Source organism: bacterium CG_4_10_14_0_2_um_filter_33_32 (genome assembly GCA_002792735.1).
Taxonomy (GTDB): Bacteria; Patescibacteriota; CPR2_A; order CG2-30-33-46; family CG2-30-33-46; genus CG2-30-33-46.
The window spans coordinates 1-23598 of the sequence record PFOW01000006.1; the positions used below are offsets into that span (position 1 = coordinate 1).

Annotated in this window: 24 protein-coding genes; 4 read left to right on the top strand and 20 right to left on the bottom strand. The window is 34.2% G+C overall.

Going from position 1 to position 23598, the window contains the following annotated elements; genetic code table 11:
* Positions 1-53: 53 nt before the first annotated feature.
* The 4 genes from COX95_00190 to COX95_00205 all read right to left on the bottom strand — a co-directional run bounded on the left by COX95_00190 (position 54) and on the right by COX95_00205 (position 3178).
* The gene (locus COX95_00190; GenBank protein ID PIZ86656.1) at positions 54-527 is read right to left on the bottom strand and encodes a hypothetical protein; all 474 of its coding nucleotides are present in this window, start codon (positions 525-527) and stop codon (positions 54-56) included.
* A 93-nt stretch (positions 528-620) separates the two neighbouring features.
* Positions 621-1157 carry a hypothetical protein gene (locus tag COX95_00195; GenBank protein PIZ86657.1) on the bottom strand — a complete coding sequence of 179 codons (537 nt, stop codon included), beginning with the start codon at positions 1155-1157 and terminating at the stop codon, positions 621-623.
* 496 nt (positions 1158-1653) lie between these two features.
* Positions 1654-2616, bottom strand: coding sequence for a hypothetical protein (locus tag COX95_00200; protein PIZ86658.1), 963 nt, complete (start codon positions 2614-2616; stop codon positions 1654-1656).
* Entirely contained in the window at positions 2609-3178 is a 570-nt protein-coding gene (locus tag COX95_00205) for a hypothetical protein (GenBank protein ID PIZ86659.1), read from the bottom strand. The genes COX95_00200 and COX95_00205 overlap by 8 nt, the downstream gene beginning before the upstream one ends.
* Before the next feature lie 154 nt (positions 3179-3332).
* On the opposite strand from COX95_00205, the gene COX95_00210 reads away from it, so the two are divergent.
* Entirely contained in the window at positions 3333-3902 is a 570-nt protein-coding gene (locus tag COX95_00210) for a hypothetical protein (protein ID PIZ86660.1), read from the top strand.
* 78 nt (positions 3903-3980) lie between these two features.
* On the opposite strand, the gene COX95_00215 is transcribed toward COX95_00210, so the two are convergent.
* The 4 genes from COX95_00215 to COX95_00230 form a co-directional block, all read right to left on the bottom strand.
* Positions 3981-4460 (bottom strand): 30S ribosomal protein S7, encoded by a 480-nt coding sequence (locus COX95_00215; protein ID PIZ86661.1) that lies wholly within the window; start codon positions 4458-4460, stop codon positions 3981-3983.
* 24 nt (positions 4461-4484) lie between these two features.
* Complete coding sequence (locus COX95_00220; protein PIZ86662.1) at positions 4485-4904, bottom strand: 30S ribosomal protein S12; 420 nt, start codon at positions 4902-4904, stop codon at positions 4485-4487.
* A 90-nt stretch (positions 4905-4994) separates the two neighbouring features.
* Positions 4995-8891 (bottom strand): DNA-directed RNA polymerase subunit beta', encoded by a 3897-nt coding sequence (gene rpoC / locus COX95_00225; protein PIZ86663.1) that lies wholly within the window; start codon positions 8889-8891, stop codon positions 4995-4997.
* Between the two features lie 26 nt (positions 8892-8917).
* Positions 8918-12397 carry a DNA-directed RNA polymerase subunit beta gene (locus COX95_00230; GenBank protein ID PIZ86664.1) on the bottom strand — a complete coding sequence of 1160 codons (3480 nt, stop codon included), beginning with the start codon at positions 12395-12397 and terminating at the stop codon, positions 8918-8920.
* A gap of 324 nt (positions 12398-12721) precedes the next feature.
* Here COX95_00230 and COX95_00235 point away from each other — a divergent pair, with 324 nt between their 5' ends.
* The 3 genes from COX95_00235 to COX95_00245 are packed head-to-tail and all read left to right on the top strand — an operon-like array spanning position 12722 to position 14609.
* A complete protein-coding gene (locus tag COX95_00235; GenBank protein PIZ86665.1) occupies positions 12722-13330 on the top strand; it encodes a hypothetical protein in 609 nt (202 codons plus the stop codon).
* Positions 13331-13357: 27 nt separating this feature from the next.
* Positions 13358-13972 carry a hypothetical protein gene (locus COX95_00240; GenBank protein ID PIZ86666.1) on the top strand — a complete coding sequence of 205 codons (615 nt, stop codon included), beginning with the start codon at positions 13358-13360 and terminating at the stop codon, positions 13970-13972.
* 58 nt (positions 13973-14030) lie between these two features.
* Positions 14031-14609, top strand: coding sequence for a hypothetical protein (locus COX95_00245; GenBank protein PIZ86667.1), 579 nt, complete (start codon positions 14031-14033; stop codon positions 14607-14609).
* A 139-nt stretch (positions 14610-14748) separates the two neighbouring features.
* Here the strand turns inward: COX95_00245 and COX95_00250 are convergent, their stop codons facing one another.
* From COX95_00250 to COX95_00305, 12 genes are all read right to left on the bottom strand, one after another.
* Positions 14749-15861, bottom strand: a complete 1113-nt coding sequence (locus COX95_00250; protein PIZ86668.1) for a hypothetical protein — start codon at positions 15859-15861, stop codon at positions 14749-14751.
* 72 nt (positions 15862-15933) lie between these two features.
* A complete protein-coding gene (locus COX95_00255; protein PIZ86669.1) occupies positions 15934-16560 on the bottom strand; it encodes a hypothetical protein in 627 nt (208 codons plus the stop codon).
* On the bottom strand, positions 16550-16897 hold the full coding sequence (locus tag COX95_00260) for a hypothetical protein (GenBank protein PIZ86670.1): 348 nt from the start codon (positions 16895-16897) through the stop codon (positions 16550-16552). Before COX95_00260 ends, COX95_00255 begins: the two co-directional genes overlap by 11 nt.
* A 101-nt stretch (positions 16898-16998) precedes the next feature.
* Complete coding sequence (locus COX95_00265) at positions 16999-18144, bottom strand: Xaa-Pro dipeptidase (protein PIZ86671.1); 1146 nt, start codon at positions 18142-18144, stop codon at positions 16999-17001.
* A gap of 11 nt (positions 18145-18155) precedes the next feature.
* Positions 18156-19121 carry an NGG1p interacting factor NIF3 gene (locus tag COX95_00270; protein PIZ86672.1) on the bottom strand — a complete coding sequence of 322 codons (966 nt, stop codon included), beginning with the start codon at positions 19119-19121 and terminating at the stop codon, positions 18156-18158.
* Between the two features lie 17 nt (positions 19122-19138).
* Positions 19139-19735, bottom strand: a complete 597-nt coding sequence (locus COX95_00275; GenBank protein PIZ86673.1) for an ATP-dependent Clp protease proteolytic subunit — start codon at positions 19733-19735, stop codon at positions 19139-19141.
* 21 nt (positions 19736-19756) lie between these two features.
* Positions 19757-21049 (bottom strand): trigger factor, encoded by a 1293-nt coding sequence (tig, locus tag COX95_00280; protein PIZ86674.1) that lies wholly within the window; start codon positions 21047-21049, stop codon positions 19757-19759.
* 180 nt (positions 21050-21229) lie between these two features.
* Complete coding sequence (locus COX95_00285) at positions 21230-21652, bottom strand: hypothetical protein (GenBank protein PIZ86675.1); 423 nt, start codon at positions 21650-21652, stop codon at positions 21230-21232.
* Between the two features lie 182 nt (positions 21653-21834).
* Positions 21835-22278, bottom strand: coding sequence for a hypothetical protein (locus tag COX95_00290; GenBank protein ID PIZ86676.1), 444 nt, complete (start codon positions 22276-22278; stop codon positions 21835-21837).
* A 253-nt stretch (positions 22279-22531) separates the two neighbouring features.
* Complete coding sequence (locus COX95_00295) at positions 22532-22804, bottom strand: hypothetical protein (GenBank protein ID PIZ86677.1); 273 nt, start codon at positions 22802-22804, stop codon at positions 22532-22534.
* Between the two features lie 15 nt (positions 22805-22819).
* Positions 22820-23359 carry a hypothetical protein gene (locus COX95_00300; protein PIZ86678.1) on the bottom strand — a complete coding sequence of 180 codons (540 nt, stop codon included), beginning with the start codon at positions 23357-23359 and terminating at the stop codon, positions 22820-22822.
* Between the two features lie 39 nt (positions 23360-23398).
* Positions 23399-23593 (bottom strand): hypothetical protein, encoded by a 195-nt coding sequence (locus COX95_00305; protein PIZ86679.1) that lies wholly within the window; start codon positions 23591-23593, stop codon positions 23399-23401.
* Positions 23594-23598 lie beyond the last annotated feature (5 nt).

Sequence of the window (23598 nt, forward strand, 5' to 3'; positions counted from 1 at the left end):
TATTTGCAGGAGTCTCAAATGTTTCGTAACTTATTCAGGTTTTTTAGACACTGTTATCCTTCGATTGGCGGAACATCTTTATCAGTCACATTATCGGATGGTGTTGGGTCAGAATCGTCTCTTTTGATCTGATAAGTACCATTGATTCTAATTGTAATACGGTAATAATAAGAATTACTATTGTCTGATTGAGGATCTTCAGGATAACTGGAACCAGACAAATAATCACTTGGCTTTTTGCCATTATTATCCGCTTTGTTAAAAGGAGATCCAATATTTTCCAAATCATCTTTAGTTATATCATAGGTTGTATTAGTAATTGGAGCTATTATTTCTCCACCATTGACTTTCCATGATTCTATAGCTGACCTAATCTGAGTTGTATCAGCCTTGCGCTTAACATTCCTGGGTTCATAATCACCCCTTGAAACAATATTTGTTTTGCTTACTGTTAAACTAATTAATACAGCAATAATTAATATTCCAATAAGTAATACAATTAACGTAAAACCTTTAGATTTTTCCATTGTATTCTAATATTTAAACCTGAATAATAATTATAAATCAAATAAAAAAAGGAGCAAATTCTCCTATGAATTGAGTACTCCTGTAGTGTGTTGTTATAGTATATATCCTGATACTTTTATTTGTAGTAATCCTTTTTTTATATCCTCTAGTGTTCTTTTCGCTTCTTTTAGATCATTAATGCTCGAGTACCTACTCCTTACATATCCATTATTTCCGTTTAAAATCTCGATTAATCCACTCTCAACAAGAGTTAAAACTTCTTCTCTTAAAACATAACCTGTATTTATATAATGGAAAATCACATCGCGAATAAAATAAATGTGTCCTTGGGATATTAGATTCAAAAATGGATAGCATTCATACCTTGCTTTAAATTGTTTAATTACTAAACCATTGAATCCCTCTTTTATCAATACCTCTAAGATTCGATCACAAAGCCATCCAGCGTTGTATAGAAATTCAATAGCATCAAAGCAAAAAATACTTTCATATGTTTGATCTAATAAATTAATAACTTCTAAGGCTTCGTTTTTGGTTTTATTATTAGAAGCTGGTCTTACTGTTGATGCGTTTAAAGCTGCCAATCTTACCACCTCTGTATCAAATAAATTTGAATGAACATGTTCCATACTTTACACTAAATTGTCTTTCCTGTCAATAGTTAAAAAGGGCAGTAGTGGAAGTTAGCACTACCTCTAGAATCTTTTCGTAAACCTTGAAACGTAACCAGAGGGGTCTCTCCACTAGCATCTATTATCCGGTAAATATAAATTAATCAACATACAAATTACAAAACCAGTTATTCCAATACCAGATACATAGAAAGATTCAAAGACTGGTTTTATTATCAATGGAAGTGGATTAACTCCAATAACTAGGATAATTGACATACATACGGAGAAAAAAATAACTACAGGCGATAAAATCAACACAAAGAATATAGTTATCAAAAGATCGATAGACAATTCGCGTAATATGTTTTTCCTTATATTTGATAATATTTTGCGACCCTTATTTATCATAACGAGTATCATACTTAGATAGCCTCTCCCTTCTCTGTATCTGACAAAAATTCTATAAAGTTATCTGCATTTATAACCGTAATATCTCTATTCGCCTTATCGGCTATTTTTTAATAGAATTAGTCAGGGTCTTGCCCGGAGAAAGTTCAATAAATGTATCAACATCTTGTTGCAATGTGTACTCAATCATTTGTTGAAATCGTACAGGAGCTGTCATTTGGCCTAGCATACTCAGGTAAACAGGATCGCTACACAAAACAGCTTCGGGGTTCCAATAATTGAGAACATAGAAAATGGAGGCTCTACCCCACTTCAAGTAAGTATCGTCAAGATTGTTCCTAAACTGTGACGCAGCATCATTCATAAGGCTTGAATGAAATGCGCCAGAAACTCCCAACCTTCTTATTTTGTTAACTCCTTCTATCACCATTATTCTTTCTCTGTATTCCATAAATGTATCTTCAAGACCGCTTATCACAACTTGATCATGGCTGTTGTAATTTGCTATTGATAACGTGCTAGTTGATCTTAGTTCATCTTCTATTGCCTGTACATTTAGATCTTTGCCCAAAATAGCCCACATGCCCTGACCTTCGCCCGTGCTTACTTCATACATAAACTCTGCCCTGTGTTTAACTAGCCTTAGAACGGTTTCAAAATCTAGAAAACCTGCTCCGAAAATAGCGGAAAACTCTCCCAAAGAATGCCCTAAGATATAGCGAAAATCAAACTTGGGTGTGTCAACTTTCTCATCAGGTAACGGACATCCATTTTTTGGCTCATTAATTTCACGAAGAGCTCCAAGTACCATGGCTGTGGTAAGAAAGATTAAAGGCTGTAAATATAAAGTCTGACTTAATTTTTCTTCATCATTACTAGCTTCTATTGGATCATAACCCATTATCGACTTAAAAGAATTGAGCATACAGAAAAGAGGTGAGCAATACGGGCCCGCATCAAAGAATCTTTTTAGAGATCTAATCTTTTTTAACTCGTCTATTGTATGTTGAACCATTCCTTTAAATTGACCGCCTTGACCCGGACAAACAAGCGCTATTTTACTCATTAATCCCGTCCCCTTTCGATACTAAGTCTCTATCATTGCTTAATTCCTGAATAACAGATTCTAATTCCTTCACTAACCGCAGACTCATAGAATTTATCTCATTTATCAAAAAATTTACTTTACTTAATAATTTAATTTCTTTACTGATAAGCGGACAATCTGAATCTCTGCAAACATCACAATGAGACCAAATATGATTATTCAGACACTTTGGTTCACTTTGAGGCTCTAATCCTAACAATAACCTTCTTAATAATGACGAAAGACGGATATTGGCATCAAAATTCTCTAATAGCCAATTCTGCTGACCGTTTTCTTCAATAATCGAGCAATAAATAGCAAAACATCCTTTTGCCCACTCTATTTGTGAATTATCAAGATGAGTATTATTGAATAAATCAGACTGTTTAATGTTCTCTTCGTATTGACCGGAAAATAATAAATTTCTAAGCTTCTCTATTCTATCTGTATCATCTTTGTATAAATCAGTTATAGCTTCCCTTACTTTATATATTTCTTCACTGTCTAAACTAAATCCTACTTGATCTGTAGGTTGGTTCACAATATATTACCCCCTTAATCAAAGAACTATAATAGAACAATTAAAAACTATTTATAGCGATATTGCAAAACCTTGTAAATCAACATAAACTTTGATATTAACAAAGATTGCGGTACAATAACCTGACTTGCTCATTAAAAAGGAGGGATGCATCTTGGGAAACCAAAAACCTAAAGCAGCATTTATTTATATTCCTGGAAAATTATTTATAACTCAGGACGAAATGCTAAAAATCAGGAATAATATAGAAACCTTACAAATGGTAAACGAAATAGTGGTTGTCTCCAAATATGGAGCAGCAAGCATTGATTCAACAATTAAAATAGTTACTGCAGAAAACAGAAATGGCTTCGGAAAAGATTTAGAAAAAGCACTATCAGAAACACAAGCTGATATTATTCTTTTATCCTTCGATCAAAAGTATCTCCTGGATATGGATGATGACATATTTCTAAAAACCATAAATCTTCTAAGTAAACATTTACTGATCAAATTAACTACACCGATCTATTCCTTTACAGATGAATGGTCAGGTCTATGGCTTATAACAAGACAAGCGCTGGAATATTTTCTCCAGAATAATAATAAAGGAATATATTCCAAAAAAGAATTCCAAGGAAAACTTTGGGCATTCATATATAAAAATACCCAGGACAATCATCTTGCAGAGAGTGTAAAAAACAAAATCCTACTTAAAATCTTAGACAAAACTTTTCTACTCTAATTACTAAATACAAAAACCTCAGACTTTCAATTGAAGGTCTTTTTTTTGCTATTTGCTTTCTACTAACCGTTTACTGATCTATTTCATTTTTGCTAAATATGCCAAAGCCTTATTGGCTTCTGCCATTCTGTGCGTATCTTCTTTTTTCTTAAACGCGCCGCCCGTTGAATTATAAGCATCGATGATCTCTTCGGCTAATTTTTCGCTAAATGACTTGCCTTTCCTGGTTCTAGCAGCTGTAATCATCCACTTAAATGCTAAGTGTTGCTTTCTTTTAAATGATACCTCAACTGGAATCTGATATGCTGCTCCTCCGATTCTTTTAGGCCTTACTTCCAGTATAGGCGAAATATTTCTCATTGCCTGATCATAAACTTCTAATGGGTCCTTTTTGGTATTTTTCTCTACTATTTCAAATGTTTTATAGAGTAATATCCTAGCGGTACTTTTCTGACCACGAAGCATCATCTTATTAATAAATTTCGAAATATCTGTTCTTTTATATTTCTCGTCAGGTCTGATTTCTCTTTTTTTTACTTTTAGCTTTCCTCTTGCCACTTTTTATCTTTCCTTCCTTAATGCTTATTGTTTACCTTTTTTAGTTCCGTACTTCGAACGACCCTTTTTCCTATCTGTAACTCCAGCGGTATCAAGAGAGCCCCTTACAACATGATATCGAACCCCCGGAAGATCCTTAACTCTCCCACCCCTAATTAAAACTATGGAATGTTCCTGAAGATTATGACCAATTCCTGGTATGTAAGCAGTAACTTCCATCCCATTGGTTAATCTTACTCTAGCTATCTTTCTTAAAGCTGAATTCGGCTTTTTTGGTGTTGTGGTAGAAACTTTTATAGCCACGCCTCTTTTTTGAGGTGAACCTTTTTTTAGCTTTTTCTGTCTATTTTTCAAAGCATTAAAAGTGCTAACTAAAGCTGGGACTTTAGTCTTTTTCGCTACACTTTTTCTTCTTTTTCTAATTAACTGATTAATTGTTGGCATTTATTCTGTAAATATCCTTCCTATTTTGTATCTTAACTTTTATAATCTATACCTTTTCTGTTATTTTTTCAATACTTTTAATCTGAAATCTTATGTTAAACCTGCTCTAACTCTTGCCAGATATCTATCAACGCGCTCTTTTTTAAACCCGGTTCCTGCGGGTATAAGCTTACCAATTATAACATTTTCCTTAAGACCTCTTAACTCATCAATCTTTCCTGTTGTTGCAGCTTTTATTAGCTCACGGGTTGTTTCCTGAAACGATGCAGCCGATAAGAAGCTTTCTGTATTTAGTGAAGCCCTTGTGATACCCATCAACAAAATTTCACCTGTAGCTGTCCTTTTACTTTCTTTTCTTAATATCTGATTTACAACATCAAACTTATACTTTTCTATTACCTCACCTGGTAGATATTCTGAATCACCGCTCGTCTTTATCCTAACTTTCGAAAACATCTGTTTAACTATAGTTTCGCAATGTTTGTCGTTAATTGATTGACCCTGAGATGCATAAATCTGCTGTACTTCTTTGATAATATATCTTTGAACTGCTCTTAATCCTGAAAGCTTCTGCAAGTCGAATAAGTTAATACTTCCTTCGGTTAATTGAGCGCCAATTTCAACTCTCTCGCCTTTTTTTACTCTTAATGTTGAAAATCTCGGAACTTTATATTCATTTGTTTGTCCTTCAAGCCGTGTCACTATTATCTCATTTTCTTCTATTTTAACTTTACCTGCTGATTTTGTCTTAATAAAACTTTTCTCATCTTTTGATTTGGCGATAGCCTCACCAGCCTCAACCCTCTGACCGTCTTTAACGATAACTTTGAAATTATCCTGAATAGCATACTTATCCGTTGGTATCTCTTCAGATATAATTTTAATAGTTTTATCGTTTTCTTCTTCTTCAACATCAACAAGTCCGGCAATTTCAGAAATCACTGCTTGAGCATGAGAGATTCTAGCTTCAAATAATTCTTCAACTCTTGGCAAGCCCTGTGTAATGTCTTCTGACGCAACTCCGCCGATGTGAAAAGTTCGCATTGTAAGCTGAGTGCCAGGCTCACCAATACTTTGAGCTGCTATAACACCAACAGCTTCTCCAAGTTGAATGGTTTTTCCTGTTGCTAAATCTCTACCATAACATTTTTGACAAACGCCCCAAGGAGTTTTGCATGAAAGGACTGATCTTATTTTTAACCTATCAATATCCTCATTTTCTTCTATGGTTTTAGCGATACTTTCAGTTATTTCCTGATTAACACTCACAATAACTACTCCTTTTGAGTCTTTTACGGATTCAGCGGTATATCTGCCTACTATTCTGTTAGATAAAGATTCTCCCATTTCTGCGGATTCTTCTTTAGTAACCAGCAAACCTTCAGTATCTCTACAGTCATCTTCGGTTACTATCACATCTTGGGCAACATCAACTAAACGACGAGTTAAGTAGCCTGAATCTGATGTCCTAAGGGCTGTATCTGATTTACCTTTTCTGGCTCCATGAGTTGCAATAAAGTATTCAAGAACTGTAAAGCCCTCTTTGAAATTAGCTTTAATAGGCAGCTCTATAGTTTTTCCTGCTGGGTTTGCCACCAAGCCCTTCATGCCAGCCATCTGAGTAATATTTTCTTCATTACCCCTTGCTCCAGAAGCAGTCATAAGATAAACAGAACTTGTAGTTGGCATTTCTCCAAGCATTGCAGCTGTAACTTGGCTTTTGACATGAGTCCACAAATCAATAACTTTGGCATATCTTTCATCATTAGTTAATAGACCTTTTCTGAAATGAGATTCTATCTCATTGGTTTTTTCTTCTGCTTCTTCAATAATCTTCTCTTTGGCTTTTGGTATATGCATATCAGCTACAGAAAAAGTAGTACCAGATTTTGTTGCCCACTCAAAGCCAATTTTTTTTAATCCGTCAACTAATTTTACAGTATCTACCTTGCCGCATTTATCAAAAGTCTCAGCAACTACTTTTTTCAGATTCTTCTTATTCATAGCTTCATTCTTAAAACCAATTTTATCTGGTAATAGTTCATTAAATATCACTCTTCCTAGAGTTGTATCAAAAACCTGATTATTATATTTAATTTTAACCTTCGCATGAAGATTTAGGGATCCTCCAATATAAGCCATCGTTGCCTCATCAATACCTGAAAAAATCTTTCCTTCACCACCTACCCCTTCCTGTTCTACTGTAAGATAATAACACCCTAAAATCATATCTTGTGTAGGAGAAACAATCGGCTCTCCGGCAGAAGGCTTTAATAGGTTCTGAGAAGATACCATTATATTTTTTGCTTCATCTTGGGCATTTTGGGAAAGCGGTAGATGAACTGCCATTTGATCACCGTCAAAGTCAGCATTAAATGCTGTTGTAACTAATGGATGAATTTGTATAGCTTTACCTTCAATCAAAACAGGGTTAAAAGCCTGTATTCCTAAACGATGAAGGGTTGGCGCCCTGTTTAATAAAACATATCTTTCTCGAGTAATTTCTTCTAAAATATCCCAAACCTCAGACTTAACCTGCTCAATCATTCTATTAGCGCTTTTAACATTATGAGCTAAACCATCTCTAATAAGCCTTGAGATTATGAATGGCTTGAATAATTCAAGAGCCATTTTTTTAGGTAATCCGCATTGATCCATCTCAAGATTTGGACCAACAACAATAACGCTTCTACCTGAATAATCCACTCTTTTACCAAGAAGATTTTGCCTAAATCTGCCTTGTTTACCTTTCAAAATATCTGATAATGATTTAAGCTTTCTCTTTGCTCCAGCCTGAGAGACAACTTTTTCTCTTCTAATATTATTATCTATTAGAGCGTCAACGGCTTCCTGAAGCATTCTTTTTTCATTTCTTTGGATAACCTCAGGAGCTCCAAGCTCTATGAGTTTTTTAAGTCGATTATTTCTATTAATAACCCTTCTATATAGATCATTTAAATCCGATGCAGCAAATCTTCCGCCGTCTAATTGAACCATTGGTCTTAAATCCGGAGGAATTACCGGAAGTACCGAAATTATCATCCATTCGGGTCTTATATTGGCCGCGCGCAAGCTTTCTGTAAATTCAAGTCTTTTTAAGGATTTTTTCTTCTTTTGGCCGGTACTTTCAGCTGATTCTTCACGGAGTTCCTTGCATAGCTTATCTAAATCGATATTTGTTAGTAATTTATTAACGGCTTCAGCTCCAATACCTGCTTTAAACACATTGCCATATTTCATTGAAAGTTCTCTATATTTCATTTCTGAAATTAGAGATAGCGGGGATAACCCTTTTAATTCATCATGTGCTGATTTCCTAGCTTCTTCCAATCTTTGAACTTCTTCCTGCAAATCTTTGTCTAATCTTTTTACATCTTTATCAAATTTTTGTTTTGCTTCAGTTTTTGAGCCTTTACCTTCTTTTAGAATTTTATCTAACTCTTTTTTCAGTTCAGCCTGTTTTTTATCATAATTTATTTTTTCTTCGTTCTTTTTCTCTTTTAAATCAGCTTCTAATTGCTCGATTGCTATTTTTCTACTCTCATTATCAACTTCTGTAATAACGTAATTAGCAAAATAAACAATTTGTTCGAGGTCTTTGATGGAAAGATTAAGAATTAAACCAATTCGCGATGCTGTTCCCCTAAGATACCAAATGTGGATAACTGGCACAGCTAAAGTTATATGCCCCATTCTGCTTCGTCTTACGATTGATCTTGTTACTTCAACACCGCACTTATCGCAGATTACACCTTTGTACCTTACTCGTTTATACTTTCCGCAATAACATTCCCAGTCTTTAGTTGGACCAAAAATGCTTTCAGAAAATAAACCGTCTTTTTCAGGCTTCTGGGTTCTGTAGTTTATGGTTTCAGGCTTTGTAACTTCACCATAAGACCAAGACATAATAGTCTCAGGCGATGCTAACTTTAGTCTGATTGCATCAAACTCTACATTTGATAAATTTCTTTCTTTCTTATATTCCATTTTACCTCTCAATATATAGATTAAATTTACTCTGCTTTTTCGCTTTTTGTTATCTTTTCTTTGCTTTTAGTTTCTTTGGTTTCTACAGATTTCTCTTTTTTAGATTCTTCCCCCGCATCTTTTGTCTCTACCGCAGCCTCTCCTCCTTCGTTAGCAACACTTTCAGCTTCTTCTGGCTTTTTCTCCTGTTCAATAAGATCAACATCTAATGCTAATCCCTGCAATTCCTTAATTAATACATTAAACGATTCTGGAGTTGAAGGTTCCTTAATTTCTTCACCTTTGATTATTGATTCATAGGTTTTTGATCTTCCCAAAACGTCGTCAGATTTTACAGTAATCATTTCTCGTAAAGTATACGCTGAACCATAAGCCTCCAATGCCCATACTTCCATTTCTCCGAATCTCTGACCTCCAAACATAGCCTTTCCTCCTAATGGCTGCTGAGTGACTAAAGAGTAAGGACCTGTAGATCTAGCATGAATCTTGTCTTCAACTAAGTGAATAAGTTTCATAATATATATACAACCAACGGTTACTCTTCTATCAAACATTTCACCACTTCGGCCATCATAAAGCTCAGTTTTACCGTCTCTTGCAAGATCGGCTTTTTCTAATTCATCCTTTATTTCTTCCCAAGATACACCATCAAAAACAGGGGTTGCGACTTTATATCCTAACTTACTAGCTGCAGCTCCTAGGTGAGTTTCTAAAATTTGGCCAATGTTCATACGGGAAGTAACGCCTAATGGATTTAAAACTATATCAACAGGAGTGCCATCAGGCAAAAATGGCATATCTTCTTCTGGCAACACCCTAGAAATAACTCCTTTATTACCATGCCGACCAGCTAATTTGTCTCCAGCAGAAACTTTTCTCATCTGAGCAACACTAACCTGAATTCTCTTTATTACTCCTGCAGGTAATTCATCTCCTTTATCACGGCTAAAGGTTTTTATAGATACAACCTTACCATTTTCACCGTGAGGTGACCTTAGTGAAGTATCTTTAACATCTCTGGCTTTTTCACCGAATATCGCCCTTAAAAGTCTTTCTTCCACACTTAATTCTGTTTCACCTTTTGGAGTAATCTTACCTACTAAAATGTCCAAAGCATTAATTTCTGCCCCAACTCTTATAATTCCGTCCTCATCCAAATTTTTTAATGCTTCTTCTCCAACATTTGGAATATCTCTAGTAATAATTTCCGGACCAAGTTTTGTATCTCGAACGTCTATCACGAAATCTTCTACATGAATAGAGCTATACATATCTTTCTTTACCAGACGCTCAGAAATTAAAATAGCATCTTCAAAATTACCGCCATTCCAAGGCATAAAGGCAACTAGAATATTTTGACCTAAAGCCAATTCACCATCCTGGGTTGAAGAACTATCAGCTAAAACATCACCCTCATCAACTTCCTGACCTTTATTTACAATTGCGCGATGAGTTATGGCAAGTGCCTGATTTGATCTTTCGAACTTTTTCAGCTTATATTCGCTTATGTTGCCGTCTTTCTCCAATATAGTAATCTTATCGCCAGTTACAGATGTAATCTTACCCGCTTTTTTGGCAATAAGCAGATAACCCGAATCTCTGGCAATTTTTGCTTCTATTCCTGTACCTACAATTGGAGAGTTTGGCTTAACGAGAGGAACAGCTTGTCTTTGCATATTTGATCCCATCATTGCTCGCCCTGCATCATCGTGTTCTAAAAATGGAATTAGGGCTGCAGTTATACTCACAATCTGCTTAGGAGCAATATCCATGTATGATACTTCCTCTATGGGTCTAATATCCGGCTCTCCATGACTTCTAACTGGTATTCTTTCTTCTACAAAATAATTATTTTCATCTAAATCTACGCTTGCCTGAGCAATAACAACTCTTTCTTCGTCTATAGCATTCAAATAATTGACCTCATCGGTTACGACCGGCTTTATAGAAACTTCTACAGCACCGGATTTTTTTATTTTTGAAGCTATTTCTTTTGTTATCTTTGTGCCGGAACTTATAACTTTCTTGCCCTTAGGATCAAGAACATCCTCTTTTGTAGTTTTTTCAATTAACAATTTTTCGTCATTACCGTCAATTTTTTGTAAAACTTTCCTATAAGGTGATTCAATAAAACCATACTCATTAACTCTTGCATAAGAAGCTAACGAGTTTACCAAACCAATATTTGGTCCTTCTGGGGTTTCAATCGGACAAATACGGCCATAGTGCGTTGTGTGAACATCTCTAACTTCAAATCCGGCTCTTTCCCTGGATAAACCGCCAGGTCCCATTGCTGATAATCTTCTTTTATGAGCTAATTCGCTTAATGGGTTGGTTTGATCCATAAATTGGGAAAGTTGAGATGAGGCAAAAAATTCTCTGACAGCCGCAACAACAGGACGAACGTTTATAAGCTGGGCTGGGGTCAATGATTTTATTTCAGCAATACTTAATCTATCCCTTGCAATCCTTTCCATCCTTAAAAGCCCTTTTCTAAAGCTTGCTTGAACCAATTCACCAACTGTTTTAACTCTTCTGTTACCTAAATGATCAATATCGTCAGATTGTCCGAAGCCGTTGTTTAAACGAATTACTTCTTTGATGATAGAAACCAAATCATTCAAGGATAAAACTCTATGCTCTTGATCGTTTGGTGTTTTAATATTTAATCTTTTATCTAATTTGTACCTACCCACCCTGCCTAAATCATATCTTCTAAAATCAAAAAACATGGCTTCAATCAATGACCTTGCGCTATCTACGGTAGCTAAATCGCCTGACCTTATTCTTTTATAAATTTCTATAAAAGCTTCATCTTGAGTCTTTGAAGGATCTTTCTCCAAAGAAGCTTTTATATAATCTCTTTCTTTGTCTGTGTTTACATCTTTAAAAAGATCATATATTTCTTCATCAGTTACCGCGCCAAAAATTCTAATTAATGAAGTTACAGGAATTTTTCTCTTTCTATCTATTTTTACAGAAATAACATCCTTATTGGATGTCTCAAACTCTAGCCATGCTCCCCTATTTGGAATAATTTTCCCGCCAAACAATTCCTGATCGCCAACAAGTTCTGAAACAAAAAAGACTCCCGAAGATCTAACCAACTGGGAGACAATAACTCGCTCAATACCGTTTATAATAAATGTTCCTCTTTCTGTCATTAAAGGAAAATCACCTAAAAATACTTCCTGCGAAGAAAGAGTTTCGTTTGTTTCTTTGCTTTTTAGGGTTACCTGGCAACGAAGCGGTGATTCAAAGGTAATATTTTTATCTTTTGCCACTTCTTCAGGATACTTAGGATCGTCAAGATAATAATCGCCTATCTCAAGCTGAAGTTTTTTGCTGGCATCCTCTATGGGAGAAATTTCATCTAGAAGTTCCTTTAATCCTTCTTTAATAAACCACCTATAAGAATTTAGCTGAACCTCAACTAAATTAGGCAGAGGAAGAACTTCTGATGTAGTTTTAAAAAATCGTCTCTTGTTCAGTGAATTTGAATACATAAAAATAATTTCTCCTCTGTTAGAGTTTTAATAACAATTTTACACAATTATTTAATTTTTTTATATGCCAATTGTGTCACGAATTTCCGATATTTGTTTTAAATATAATTAAAATTAATATAACTGTCAATAGTTATTGTTGTGACCAATTTAGTTATCTTTAAAAAATTAGTCGGCTAAATACTACTTTTACTAGAAAAATTTACAATTGCTCGTCTTGATAAAACTATTGATTTTTTGAAGAAGAAAACTTAACATAAACTACTTGATCTTTGACATAACAACATACCCTGTAACATACCTTACGAGAAGGAGATGATACATGTGACAACAGGACATAAATTTCCAGATAAGATACAACTAAACGAGATAGATAATGGGTGGCAAACACCCTTAGAGCATCTATCAAGACTAAGCTTGAGTCTAACTAGAATCACAGAGATCCCAAAAGGCATAATTTTTCCTACAATAATATCGGGACTTTGTGGAACACTTCTGAAGAAGACAAAAGAGACAAAAACAGAATGGGGAGCTAGATTTTACACTAATAGTAAAAATATCAGATATATTATTGAACAAGGTACAGAAGATAAAGTATTTGATTATGGTGAAGCAATCGATAAAGACAATCCCATAATGCTTGGAATACATACTCATCCAATATATGTATATTCATCCGATGGAGATATAAATAATATTATATTCGGGTCTCAATATGCATCAATTGTATTGCTGGTTGATGATCTTAGCTGTAATTCTCCAGAAAATGTCGCTATTCTCCTCATAAAAGACGACCGAGAAGAACCAACAGGATTATGGATTTACAAATCGTATAATAGACGATTCTTTCAACTTATTCCCAGAAAGGAAATCGATATTCAGTTTTGCGATATATTTGAATCTATATGGCACCCAATAATTAGAAACTACTAATAACGAAAAGATAAGGAAGTGATACAAGTGATTAATAATATCTCCAAGAATATTCCAGAACTTTTAGAGCAAAATGGTTGGTGTACCTGCTTAATAATTGAAAAAACCAAAGTAAATGATCTAGGAGAAAGTACATATACGCTAAGGATAAAAGCTAGAAAGAATATAAACGAAAGTAAAATATGGATTAATATATGGGTAAGAGAAATTAATGGAATCCAAAGTATGGAAATTGAGATACGCACTTTATTATTTTTTAAAACATTGATTAAAATACATAGTTTTAGTGAACTCAGAGAAATGATTGAATTTCCTGATGAACTATTACGAAGATCCCAAGCAAAATCGAAAAATTCTGATGGAAAAAATGGATTTTTTGCAAAGATTGAAAAAGGGATAGAGGCTGCTGATAAATTCACCAATGAAGTCTCAATCAAGTATATTAGACCACTGGTTACAATTACTACAATTATAGCAATAATTGATCTTCTACTTAGTAAGTGGGATTACTTTATGGGTACTAGTGCTGTAGTACTATTCGGATCAATAATGATGCAAAATCTCGATCTAAGAAAAGAAATTATGGAAATGAAAAAATCCTTTGAAGAAAAATTAAAAAATATGTCCAAAAATTCATCTTGAAACCTATTGTATCCTTTAGGAAGATTTTAAAATTATTCAGGAAAAGGAGTGATTATGAATGAATATTCAGGTTTGGAAGGGCGGTTTATTCCCCAAATTGATTGGGAGGAATAATCTGATAACATTTATCAAAAAGGGGGAAGTTTTTGCCTCTTGGAGATATCCTGCAGGGCAAAAAGAACTTATCCTTGTCAGAGAAGATTTAGCTAAACAAATACTGAATGTAAAATCTATACCGTGTCCCCATGTGGGCGAATATCCAGAATATGGATTCTTTAAATCAGGCTATCACTGCAACAGCGTTGTAAGACCCGACGATGAATCAGAAACAATTTTTGAATGCGACGAATGCGGATTCGAAATGTATCAACCTGGTAATGCGCGATTTAACAATGTATTAAATGGGCGATATGGCGAATCACACCCCCTGCGAACAATAATGGTTTCTGATAAAAAAACTTCAACCATCAAACAAGCTGATTGGAACGAAGATCAAAAGATGCTTATTCCATCCATCTCCACTGGAACACTTATTATTTGGATTTACGGTAGCTTCCTTGAGGGCAATCCGAGAAAAGTTTTCCCCAATGCACAAAAACTATATAAAACAAACAAATATATCATTCTCAAATCCTAAATTAAGTCCGCTGTAATAAAAAACAAAATCTCTTGGTCTACACCAAGCCAAAACCTAACATAAAAATCGGTGTTTTTTTATATAAAAAAGCGGAAATTCCGCTTGTGGTGTAATTGTTATTTATAAATATTTATTAATGCTATTCTAAGTCAAGATATTTACCGTTTTTAAAAACGATCTCATTATCAACGTATATTTCGCCGGATTGTCTCAAGTCTATAACCATGTCTTCATGAATTAATGATTTATTTGTACCGCCAGTGCCATCTATGGAACTTCCAAAAGCAAAATGAACAGTACCAAATATTTTTTCATCAAAAAGAGTGTTGTAGGTAAAATCAGTAATACCTTTGTTAAATCCGATACCGAATTCCCCTATAACTTTTGATCCTTGATCTGTTTTTAATGCCGTATTGAGTGTATCTAGATTATACCTAGCTCTAGTATGAATAATTTCACCGTTCTTGATTGTAAGCTCAGCTCGCTCTACATATTTACCACCTATTTCAATTGGCCAGCTGGGTGCAAAAAGACCATTCATTGAATTTTCTATGGGGGCGAAGCATAATTCACCATCAGGCATATTACGTTTGCCAAAACACTTTAGTCCTAATCTGTTCTCGAGACTGAATGTTATATCCGTATTTTTACCGATAATTTTAATACCTTTTTTGTTATCAAAAATACTTTTAATTTTATCAAGGTCTTGCTCTATTTTAGGCCAATCCTGCATAACAGCATTGAAAACAAAATCTTGATAATCCAACAAATTCATATCGGCCATTTCTGCCAAAAGTTCTGTTGGATAGTAACAAGCTACCCATCTGCGATTATCAAGCCTAAAACGAGCTACAGAAATAACAGCCTTCCTTCTAAGATCAAAATTATCAGGATTAATATCTGAATGGTTTTTTCCTCCGTATATGCCGATACATTTTTGGCTTTGCTTATAAGCATATAGCGTCAAATCCGGTTTGTTGTTAATTTGAGCCTTATTGCCCGAATCCATCAGAATATGCTCTAAGCTAGATAACTGGGCAAGACAAGCAGGATATGCACCAACAGATAAAACCTCTTTATAAACAGCTTCAATAAGGGGCGTACATTCATTGTTGTCATAGTGTATAAGTATATTTTCTCCGGTTTTTGCTTCCACTGAATGATGTACAAGGACTTTCGCAAATGCTTCTATTCTAGAATCCAATCTATTCACCTTTTTCAAAAAATTTTCAAAAAACGCCAGCAATTTAATTTAACATAAAAATAAAATTATGACCAATGGAAAAAGCTATCAGAGTGATAGCTATAGGTTATATTATGTAATTTACTCCTGGGGGGTTCTAAAACGTCGAGTATGGGTGCGGTTTGGCTTATTTCTAATAAAATAAACTACATTAGTTACTGATTGCTCATCTAAATCAGCAGCTACTTTTACCACAAGTTCTTTATTTTCTTCATAGCTCCTAGTCCTACCGACGTCACTTTGAAATATCTCATCCCATACCGTATATTCACGTGCACATATATGTAAGTATTTTTCAAAGTCAAAGTTTTCAATTTCTATAACAATAATGTCCCCGATCTGACAATCCTCAGGATATATATCCTCAGTTACATTGTGTGAAGCATTGTTTTGGCTTAATAGCTTTTTAAAACCACAAAAACATATACCATCACGATAGCCGCCTATCCTTGTTGTTTTATCAAAAACCTGTCCGTCTCTAATAATTGAAATCTGACCATCTAAAAGTCGGTATTCTTCGGCGGCAAACAAATAAACATTGATTCTATCAAACATAACTCCATCTAACTCAAAAAGTCGTTCTCCTTCATAATCCACGATATTAACCTTAAACTGGTTCAACTTTTTGTTTTCTGCTGTTTGCCCTGTTGTTTCCTCATAAGAATCAGGGAAAATACCAATCACCTCTGACGGAAAATCATAACACACATCTTTCACCTCCGGTATTAAAAATTGAACAAATTATATCAGTAATTTTCGTTTCAATTTCTTGAATCTTCTCAATTGTTATACCGCCAAATGCTAAGTTTGTATCTTCCAATGAGTGCATTTTTCCATCAAATAAACAGTTACGATACTTAACTATTTCTAAATCTGTCGGACGCAAACGCGGATCATCTTTTATAAGTTCCAACAATGTATTTAATTCTTGAATGGCTTCTCCCATATCTTGTCTTGCGTCAGCTAATTCTTCTTGAGTAACAATCGGTTTAGACCAAAAAGGAGAAAAAGGGAAGCCGGCAGGAAGCAAACCATGATCGCACATATTCTCTCACCTCCAAAAGCATATTTTCAAAATACGAATCTATTTTGATTTTTTTCATACGTATATGCAACTCTCAAACATTTTACGCATAATATATTTTTCTATTTTATCACCATATTCCTTAGTTCTTTGGGTGATTTTGTTAGGATTTCAACTCCCTTTTCTTTTATTAAAATATCGTCTTCTATTCTAATCCCACCTTTGCCTTCAATATAAATACCCGGCTCAACAGTGACAATATTACCTTGAACCAGCTTGTCTTCTGATTTTGGATTGAGACGAGGATTTTCATGAATTTCTAAACCAAATGAATGACCTAAACTATGAGAAAAATTGTTCGCGTATCCTTCTCTGTCAATAACATTTCTGGCTATAGCATCAATTCGCTTACTGTCCCTGTCTCCATTTTTTAAATCTTTGATTGCAAGCTTTTGCGCCTTTAAAACAATTGAATATATTTTTTTGAAAAATGGCTTTGCTTCTCCTATAAAAAGCATTCTGGTTATATCAGACATGTAATAATTGATTTTTGCGCCAAAATCCAGCATTACAGGATCACCTTTTTTGATTTTTCTGTCTGCGGGCTTGTGATGGATATTGGCTGAATTTGGTCCAGAGGCAATTATAGTATCAAAAGATAAATCTCCGCCATTTCTTCTTATAAAATCCTGGATTAAATATTCCGTTTCTTTTTCAGTAAAACCGACTTTGATTTTTTTCTTTACGTATTCAAAAGTTTTATCAGTAAGTAAGCAAGCTTTTTTGATATTTTTAACCTCTTCTTGATCTTTTATTTCTCTTAATTTTTCAATTAAATCCACAGTCTTTTTGATCTTAATAGTTCCACCCACCCCAGGGGTGTACAATCGTGTACACCCCTGGGGTGGAATTTTGGCTTTACCTAATAAAATGCATTCTTGTAGGTCTTTAAAAAAATCAAATTCATGAAGCGAAATATTCTTTGATTCAACTAAAATTTCTTTATTTTTTTCTTTTTTAATAATCTTTTCTAGATCGTCCTTAAAACTACCAGTAATTACAATGTTTATATCCTTATAAATACTCGGTATTTGACCTTTTTCCCTGGTATCGAAAATTAAAAAGACCGAGTCTTTATTAATAAAGACTCGGCCTTGCTTATCGTCAAAATCCTTAAAATTTGTCAAATATAAAATATTGATAGGATTAGTTACATAAATTCCTTGGTTTCTCTTTATAAGACCTTGAAGATTTGCGATACGTCCCATAAGTAATTTATTTATTTATTTTTATTCCTGGATATCCTTATAAAGCCGCCCATTGGAATGATTTTTATACCCTTTTCTTCAAGCTTATCCAAAAAAATATTCATTCCAAGAGAATCAGACGCAATATGGCCTGCAATAACTATGTTGATATTATATTTTTCGGCCTCTGTTCGTTCATCTTCCTTTATATGCATTGCGATAACAGTGCCGACTCCGGCATTAGAGAGTCTCTCATATATCTCTTTAGGACCAGAGGTACCGCCGGTAAATCCCAATGCGGCTACCTTACCTGCCCTTCTATCGCCTGAACCTGCAAAAATCATTGGTCCGGCGTTTATCTTTAAAGCTTCTTTATATTCAGGAATGCCCTTTATAATTTTTATTACATCATCAACTGTTTCTGGCTTATCTTTATCCATTTTATCCTGAATAAATTTATAAACTAAATTATCAGCAATAGTATGAGTACACATAAAAGCCAGACCTAAGATTTTTGCCATATCAACAGCTTCATTATGATTAATAGGGTTAATGCCTCTTGCTACTTCTGCGATTCTCTTTGCCATAAGACCTTCAGCAACATTAATCGGAACGCCAAATTTATGCGATAAATCAGCCTGAACGCCCATAACTAAAGCTAAATTAGCAAGCGCTACTCCTTCTGGATGATGTGAAATAATAAGATCAATATTTTCACCTTTTTCATTTAATCTATCGGCAAGCAAAATACCAGCCGGTTCAATATCAATACCGCTCATAACAGTACGAATGTTCTTTTTGAGATCGCCAGTTAAAATTCTGGTATCTCCAAAGGGGTTATTTAATTTTTCTGTATCAAATTCTTGCTTTTCTTCTTTATCAAGCTTTTCGTATTCTTTTTTTGTTTTATCTAATATTTTCTGAATTGCATCCTTGTCCCTAGGATCAGCTTCAACACCCATTTTTACAGCTAGCTTATAAATTTCTTCTATTGTCATAATTTTCTTCCTTTTTACTAAATTATCTTGTCTATTAAACCGTATTTCTTAGCTTCTTCGGGTGACATAAAAAAGTCTCTATCGGTATCTTTTTCAATTTTAGACAAAGATTGCTTTGTGTGTTTAGCCAAAATAGCGTTAGTCTGCTGTTTCATTCTAAGCATTTCTTTGGTTTGAATTTCAACATCTGTTGCCTGGCCTTGAGCCCCGCCCATTATTTGATGAATCATTATTCTGGCATTTGGCAAGGAAAATCTTTTACCGTCTTTGCCAGCTGCTAACAATAAAGCCGCAGCCGAGGCAGCCTGACCAACGCATATTGTTGATATATCAGCTTTAACATATTGCATAGTATCATAAATTGCCAAACCAGCGGTTACAATACCACCAGGACTGTTAACATATAATTTTATATCTTTATCTTCATTCTCACCAGTTAAAAATAATAGCTGTGCTATCACTAAATTAGCTATATCATCATTAATCGGAGTGCCTACAAAAATAATTCTGTCCTTTAAAAGTCTGGAAAATATATCATAAGCACGCTCACCAAATTGTGATTTTTCAATAACCATTGGAACAAGCTGGCTGATAATTTTATCTGATTTACTCATATTATTCTCCTCTATATTTATTTAAGCTGTTGCGTAATCAATTAATTTATCTAAAGTTTTTCTATTTTTTAGAACGGTTTTTATATATCTTCTCATTTCTTCCGATTGAAGTTTCTTTTTAGCTTCTTCACTAAGTTTTTCCTCTGATTCTGACCTGGTTTTCTTTATTTCCTCATCAGTTTCCTGATCTGATACATCAATATTTTCTACTTCTGCTATTTTATTAAGAACAAGACCGGTCTTGATTCTTTCTTTAGCCCCTTCCCTTAATTCCTGATCAAATTGTTCCTCTGTTTTACCTAAATACTCAATATATCGGGAAATTTTTAATCCTTGGGTACTTAATCTGCTTTCTAGATCTTTTTTCATCTGCTTTACTTCATCATCAATTAATATATGAGGTATATCAATTTCGGCATAATTATTCAATTGTTTGATGACCTCTTGCTCAACTCTATTTCTTTCTTCGTGGGTCTTCTGCTTGAATAGGGCGTTTTCTATATCCTTTTTTAATCCTTCAAGATCTTTTTCCGCACCTCCAGAAATCCTTTTGGCAAATTCGTCATCTAATTCGGGCAGCTTAATCTCCTGAACCATATGGATCTTTATTTTAAAATGTATATTTTCTCCCGCAATATCTTTCTCAAAATGCTCTGGCGGAAACTGTACATCAAATTCCTTCTCATCCCCTGCCTTAAGACCAATTAGATTCTGTTCAAATTCCGGCATAAAAACTTTTTCTCCAACTATTAATGGATGATTTCTGCTTTTCAATTTCTCAAGCAAAATACCTTTTTTATGGCCATCGAAATCAATTTCAGCCCAATCACCTTCTTCAATCGAACCTTCTTTTGGTTTTAATATAGATTCTCTTTTCTGTAAATTCTTTAGCATTTCTTCTACTTCAAGGCTCTCAATATTAACATCCTTCCTCTCTACCTTAACTTTTTTATAATCACCCAATTTAACTTCCGGAACTACAGGAACAATAGCTTCAAATTCTGCCGGATTATTAGGCGCAAATTTCTTTACTGAAATCTCTGGCCTTCCAATTGCCAGTATTTTCTCTTGGCCTATAGCTTCAACATATGCATAAGGAATTAAAAGCCTTACCGCCTCATCGTGAATAACTCTGGAGCCGGCTTTCTGTTCAACAATATTTTTTGGTATATGACCCGGTCTAAAACCGGGAATCTTAAGATGTTTTGATACTTCAATATAAGCTTTATCTATATATTGGTCAACAATATCTGAAGATACCTCTATATTTAACTTAATTTTACTTGCTGGAAGTTTTTCTATTTGTACTTTCATATGTATATTCTAACAAAAAATTATCTATTTTAAAATGATCTTATTTATAAAATTTGGGCAAGGGAAAAGAGGCAAAAACTTATACCTCTTGTGGTTGTGACGAGATGTTGATACGAGGGGTTAATAGCGATGGGTTTTATTAAAATTCTGGGGGGGGGATTGAGAGTAAAAGTTTGATAGTTAAACGGCTTTTGTTAATTGTGCAATATTGGTGCGGATAGTCGCGAGGTTAAACTCAATGTCTACTTCATAGTAGTCTTCTGTTACTTTTGTTTTTATGTTTGGCTTGGCTATTTCTGGATATTCTTCACAGAGAAATATGCCTCTGCCACCTAATCCTTCTTCCTTTTTTTCTTCATTTTTCATTCTTTGATTCTGTACTACCAAGAGAATACATTCCGGTTTTTCAGAAATTTCATATTGTGCATTCTCTCCATGCTCAACCGCATTAGCGGCAAGCTCTGAAACCGGCAATCCGATCTCCATCCTCATTTGATCAAAAAGTCCTTCATTGTCTGGATATGCTTCTCCTAAAAGTGCAAAAACCATTTCTATAACTTGCTTTCTGATCTTAGTTATATCTTTACCATCGTACGATGTCATTTTAAACACCTCTCCTCTGTGGTGATTGACTTATTAATGTACGACTTATCTTACTAATTGCTTCCGTTCTTGTATTCTATAGCTTTATCTTTAAAATCAGCACATTATACTTCTTTTAGAGCAATAAGTCAAGTACTAAGCCTTTAAGGAAGGTTCTGCTAGTTTAGAAAGATCGTTTAAAATTAAATACATGCTCTCAATAAATAATCTTTAACTTTAGTTGAATCATAGGTTAAGATCACCACATAGAAACCATTTTTACTGAATGCTATGACTTCGGGATGATAAATTTCCGGAAATCTTTGAGCTAGCATAATCCCGTATCCGCCTTCTCCATTTACTTTTTGAGCTTCATGCTTTTTCTTCAGATTAGTAAAAGCTATCATTACTTGCCCATTCTCTTCATTAATAACATACTTTGGATCTATTCCATGCTCTATCGCATTAGTCGCAAATTCAGTTATTAAAAGCTTGATTTCAAAAATTAATGTACTAAATGCTGCTGATAAACCATTATCTCTATTGATTTTAATATCTTCATCTCCAATACTTAGTTTATTAATAATTGTATTTGCAACCTCTCCGCGTATCTGTGAAAGGTTTTCTGTTTGCAATTCTTTCATCATTACGCAACCCACAATAAATACCTCCTGATGCTTCTATTTTAAAGATCTATATTATATTAATTATACTCCAAGCTATAAGCTTGTCAACAAAAAAAGCCCTTATATAAAAAGGGGTTAGCTTATTATTAATCTTTAATAACCAGATTAATTTACAAAAGATTTTCTCTTTAGAAATAAGTAAAACAAAATAATTATATCCAAACCAATACCTATAAATATTTTAGTATCAGTCATAGATAGCCTAAACAGACTACTAACAAATCCGAACATATTTATACCAACTAAGATAAATAATCCTCGTTTTTTTTAATTCCCAAGCATCCTTAGCACCAATCACTGCTAAAACGCCGAGAGTAAATATTATAATTGCTGTACCTATATTTTCAAAAGATAAATATGGATTATTCTTATCGGAAATTATATATAATATCAAAATCAAAAAAAACGAAAAAAAATTCAGAAAGGCAGATACTGCATATAATACCTCAGCAAAAATTATTAAAGTAAGTCCCTTTGGTCTCTCCATCACCTACCTCCTTAATTAATGGGGGAGATTTAATAAAAACTCTGAAAGTTCTGGATGCTGGGCTAAAAACTTATATTTGAACATAGAAGCAACAACTAAAAAATCATTTAATTCTGAACGAAACCCCTCTGGCCCAGTAAATACTTCTTCTAACTCCTTTAAGTAATTAGTTGCGTAATTATGAAGAATCTCAGAGTCAGATTTGTCTTTTATATAATTTATGATTTTTTCAAATTCTCCTTTATCTACCCAAATACCATGACATTCTTTACAAGCATCAATCTTAATATCTGAGTCACTATAATTGAGCGTGTACAAATTTACATTGTCTTTAGGGCACCTTTTACTGCTTTCAATGGCTTTAAGATGAGAAAAATCTTTCCATAAATCAAAATCAAGCCACTTAGCATTTTCGAGTTTCTCGTCTTTTACTTTTCTCAATTCACCTGCTTCAAACCAATACCCATGGCATTTTTCACAATATCCAACTTCTATATCTCCTATCTTTACATTCGTTAATTCATTCTCTTTGCAAATAACACAATTTTTTTCCATTAGGTTCTCCTAAAATTATTTATCATTGAATATATCATATCATAAAAAATTCTCTGAAGAGAGATTTGGTGGTGTTTGTTGGAAAAAGTCAGAACTCATTTTGAACAAAATCCCGACTGATTGCCGAGCTTCGCTCGGGGCTTCGCCCCTCGCTTCAGTGGGCATTTCGGCAAGATAATTCCACGGATTTTTGAAATCAATCGCCAATTTTCCCGCCGCAAGGCGGCGGTTCACAAACT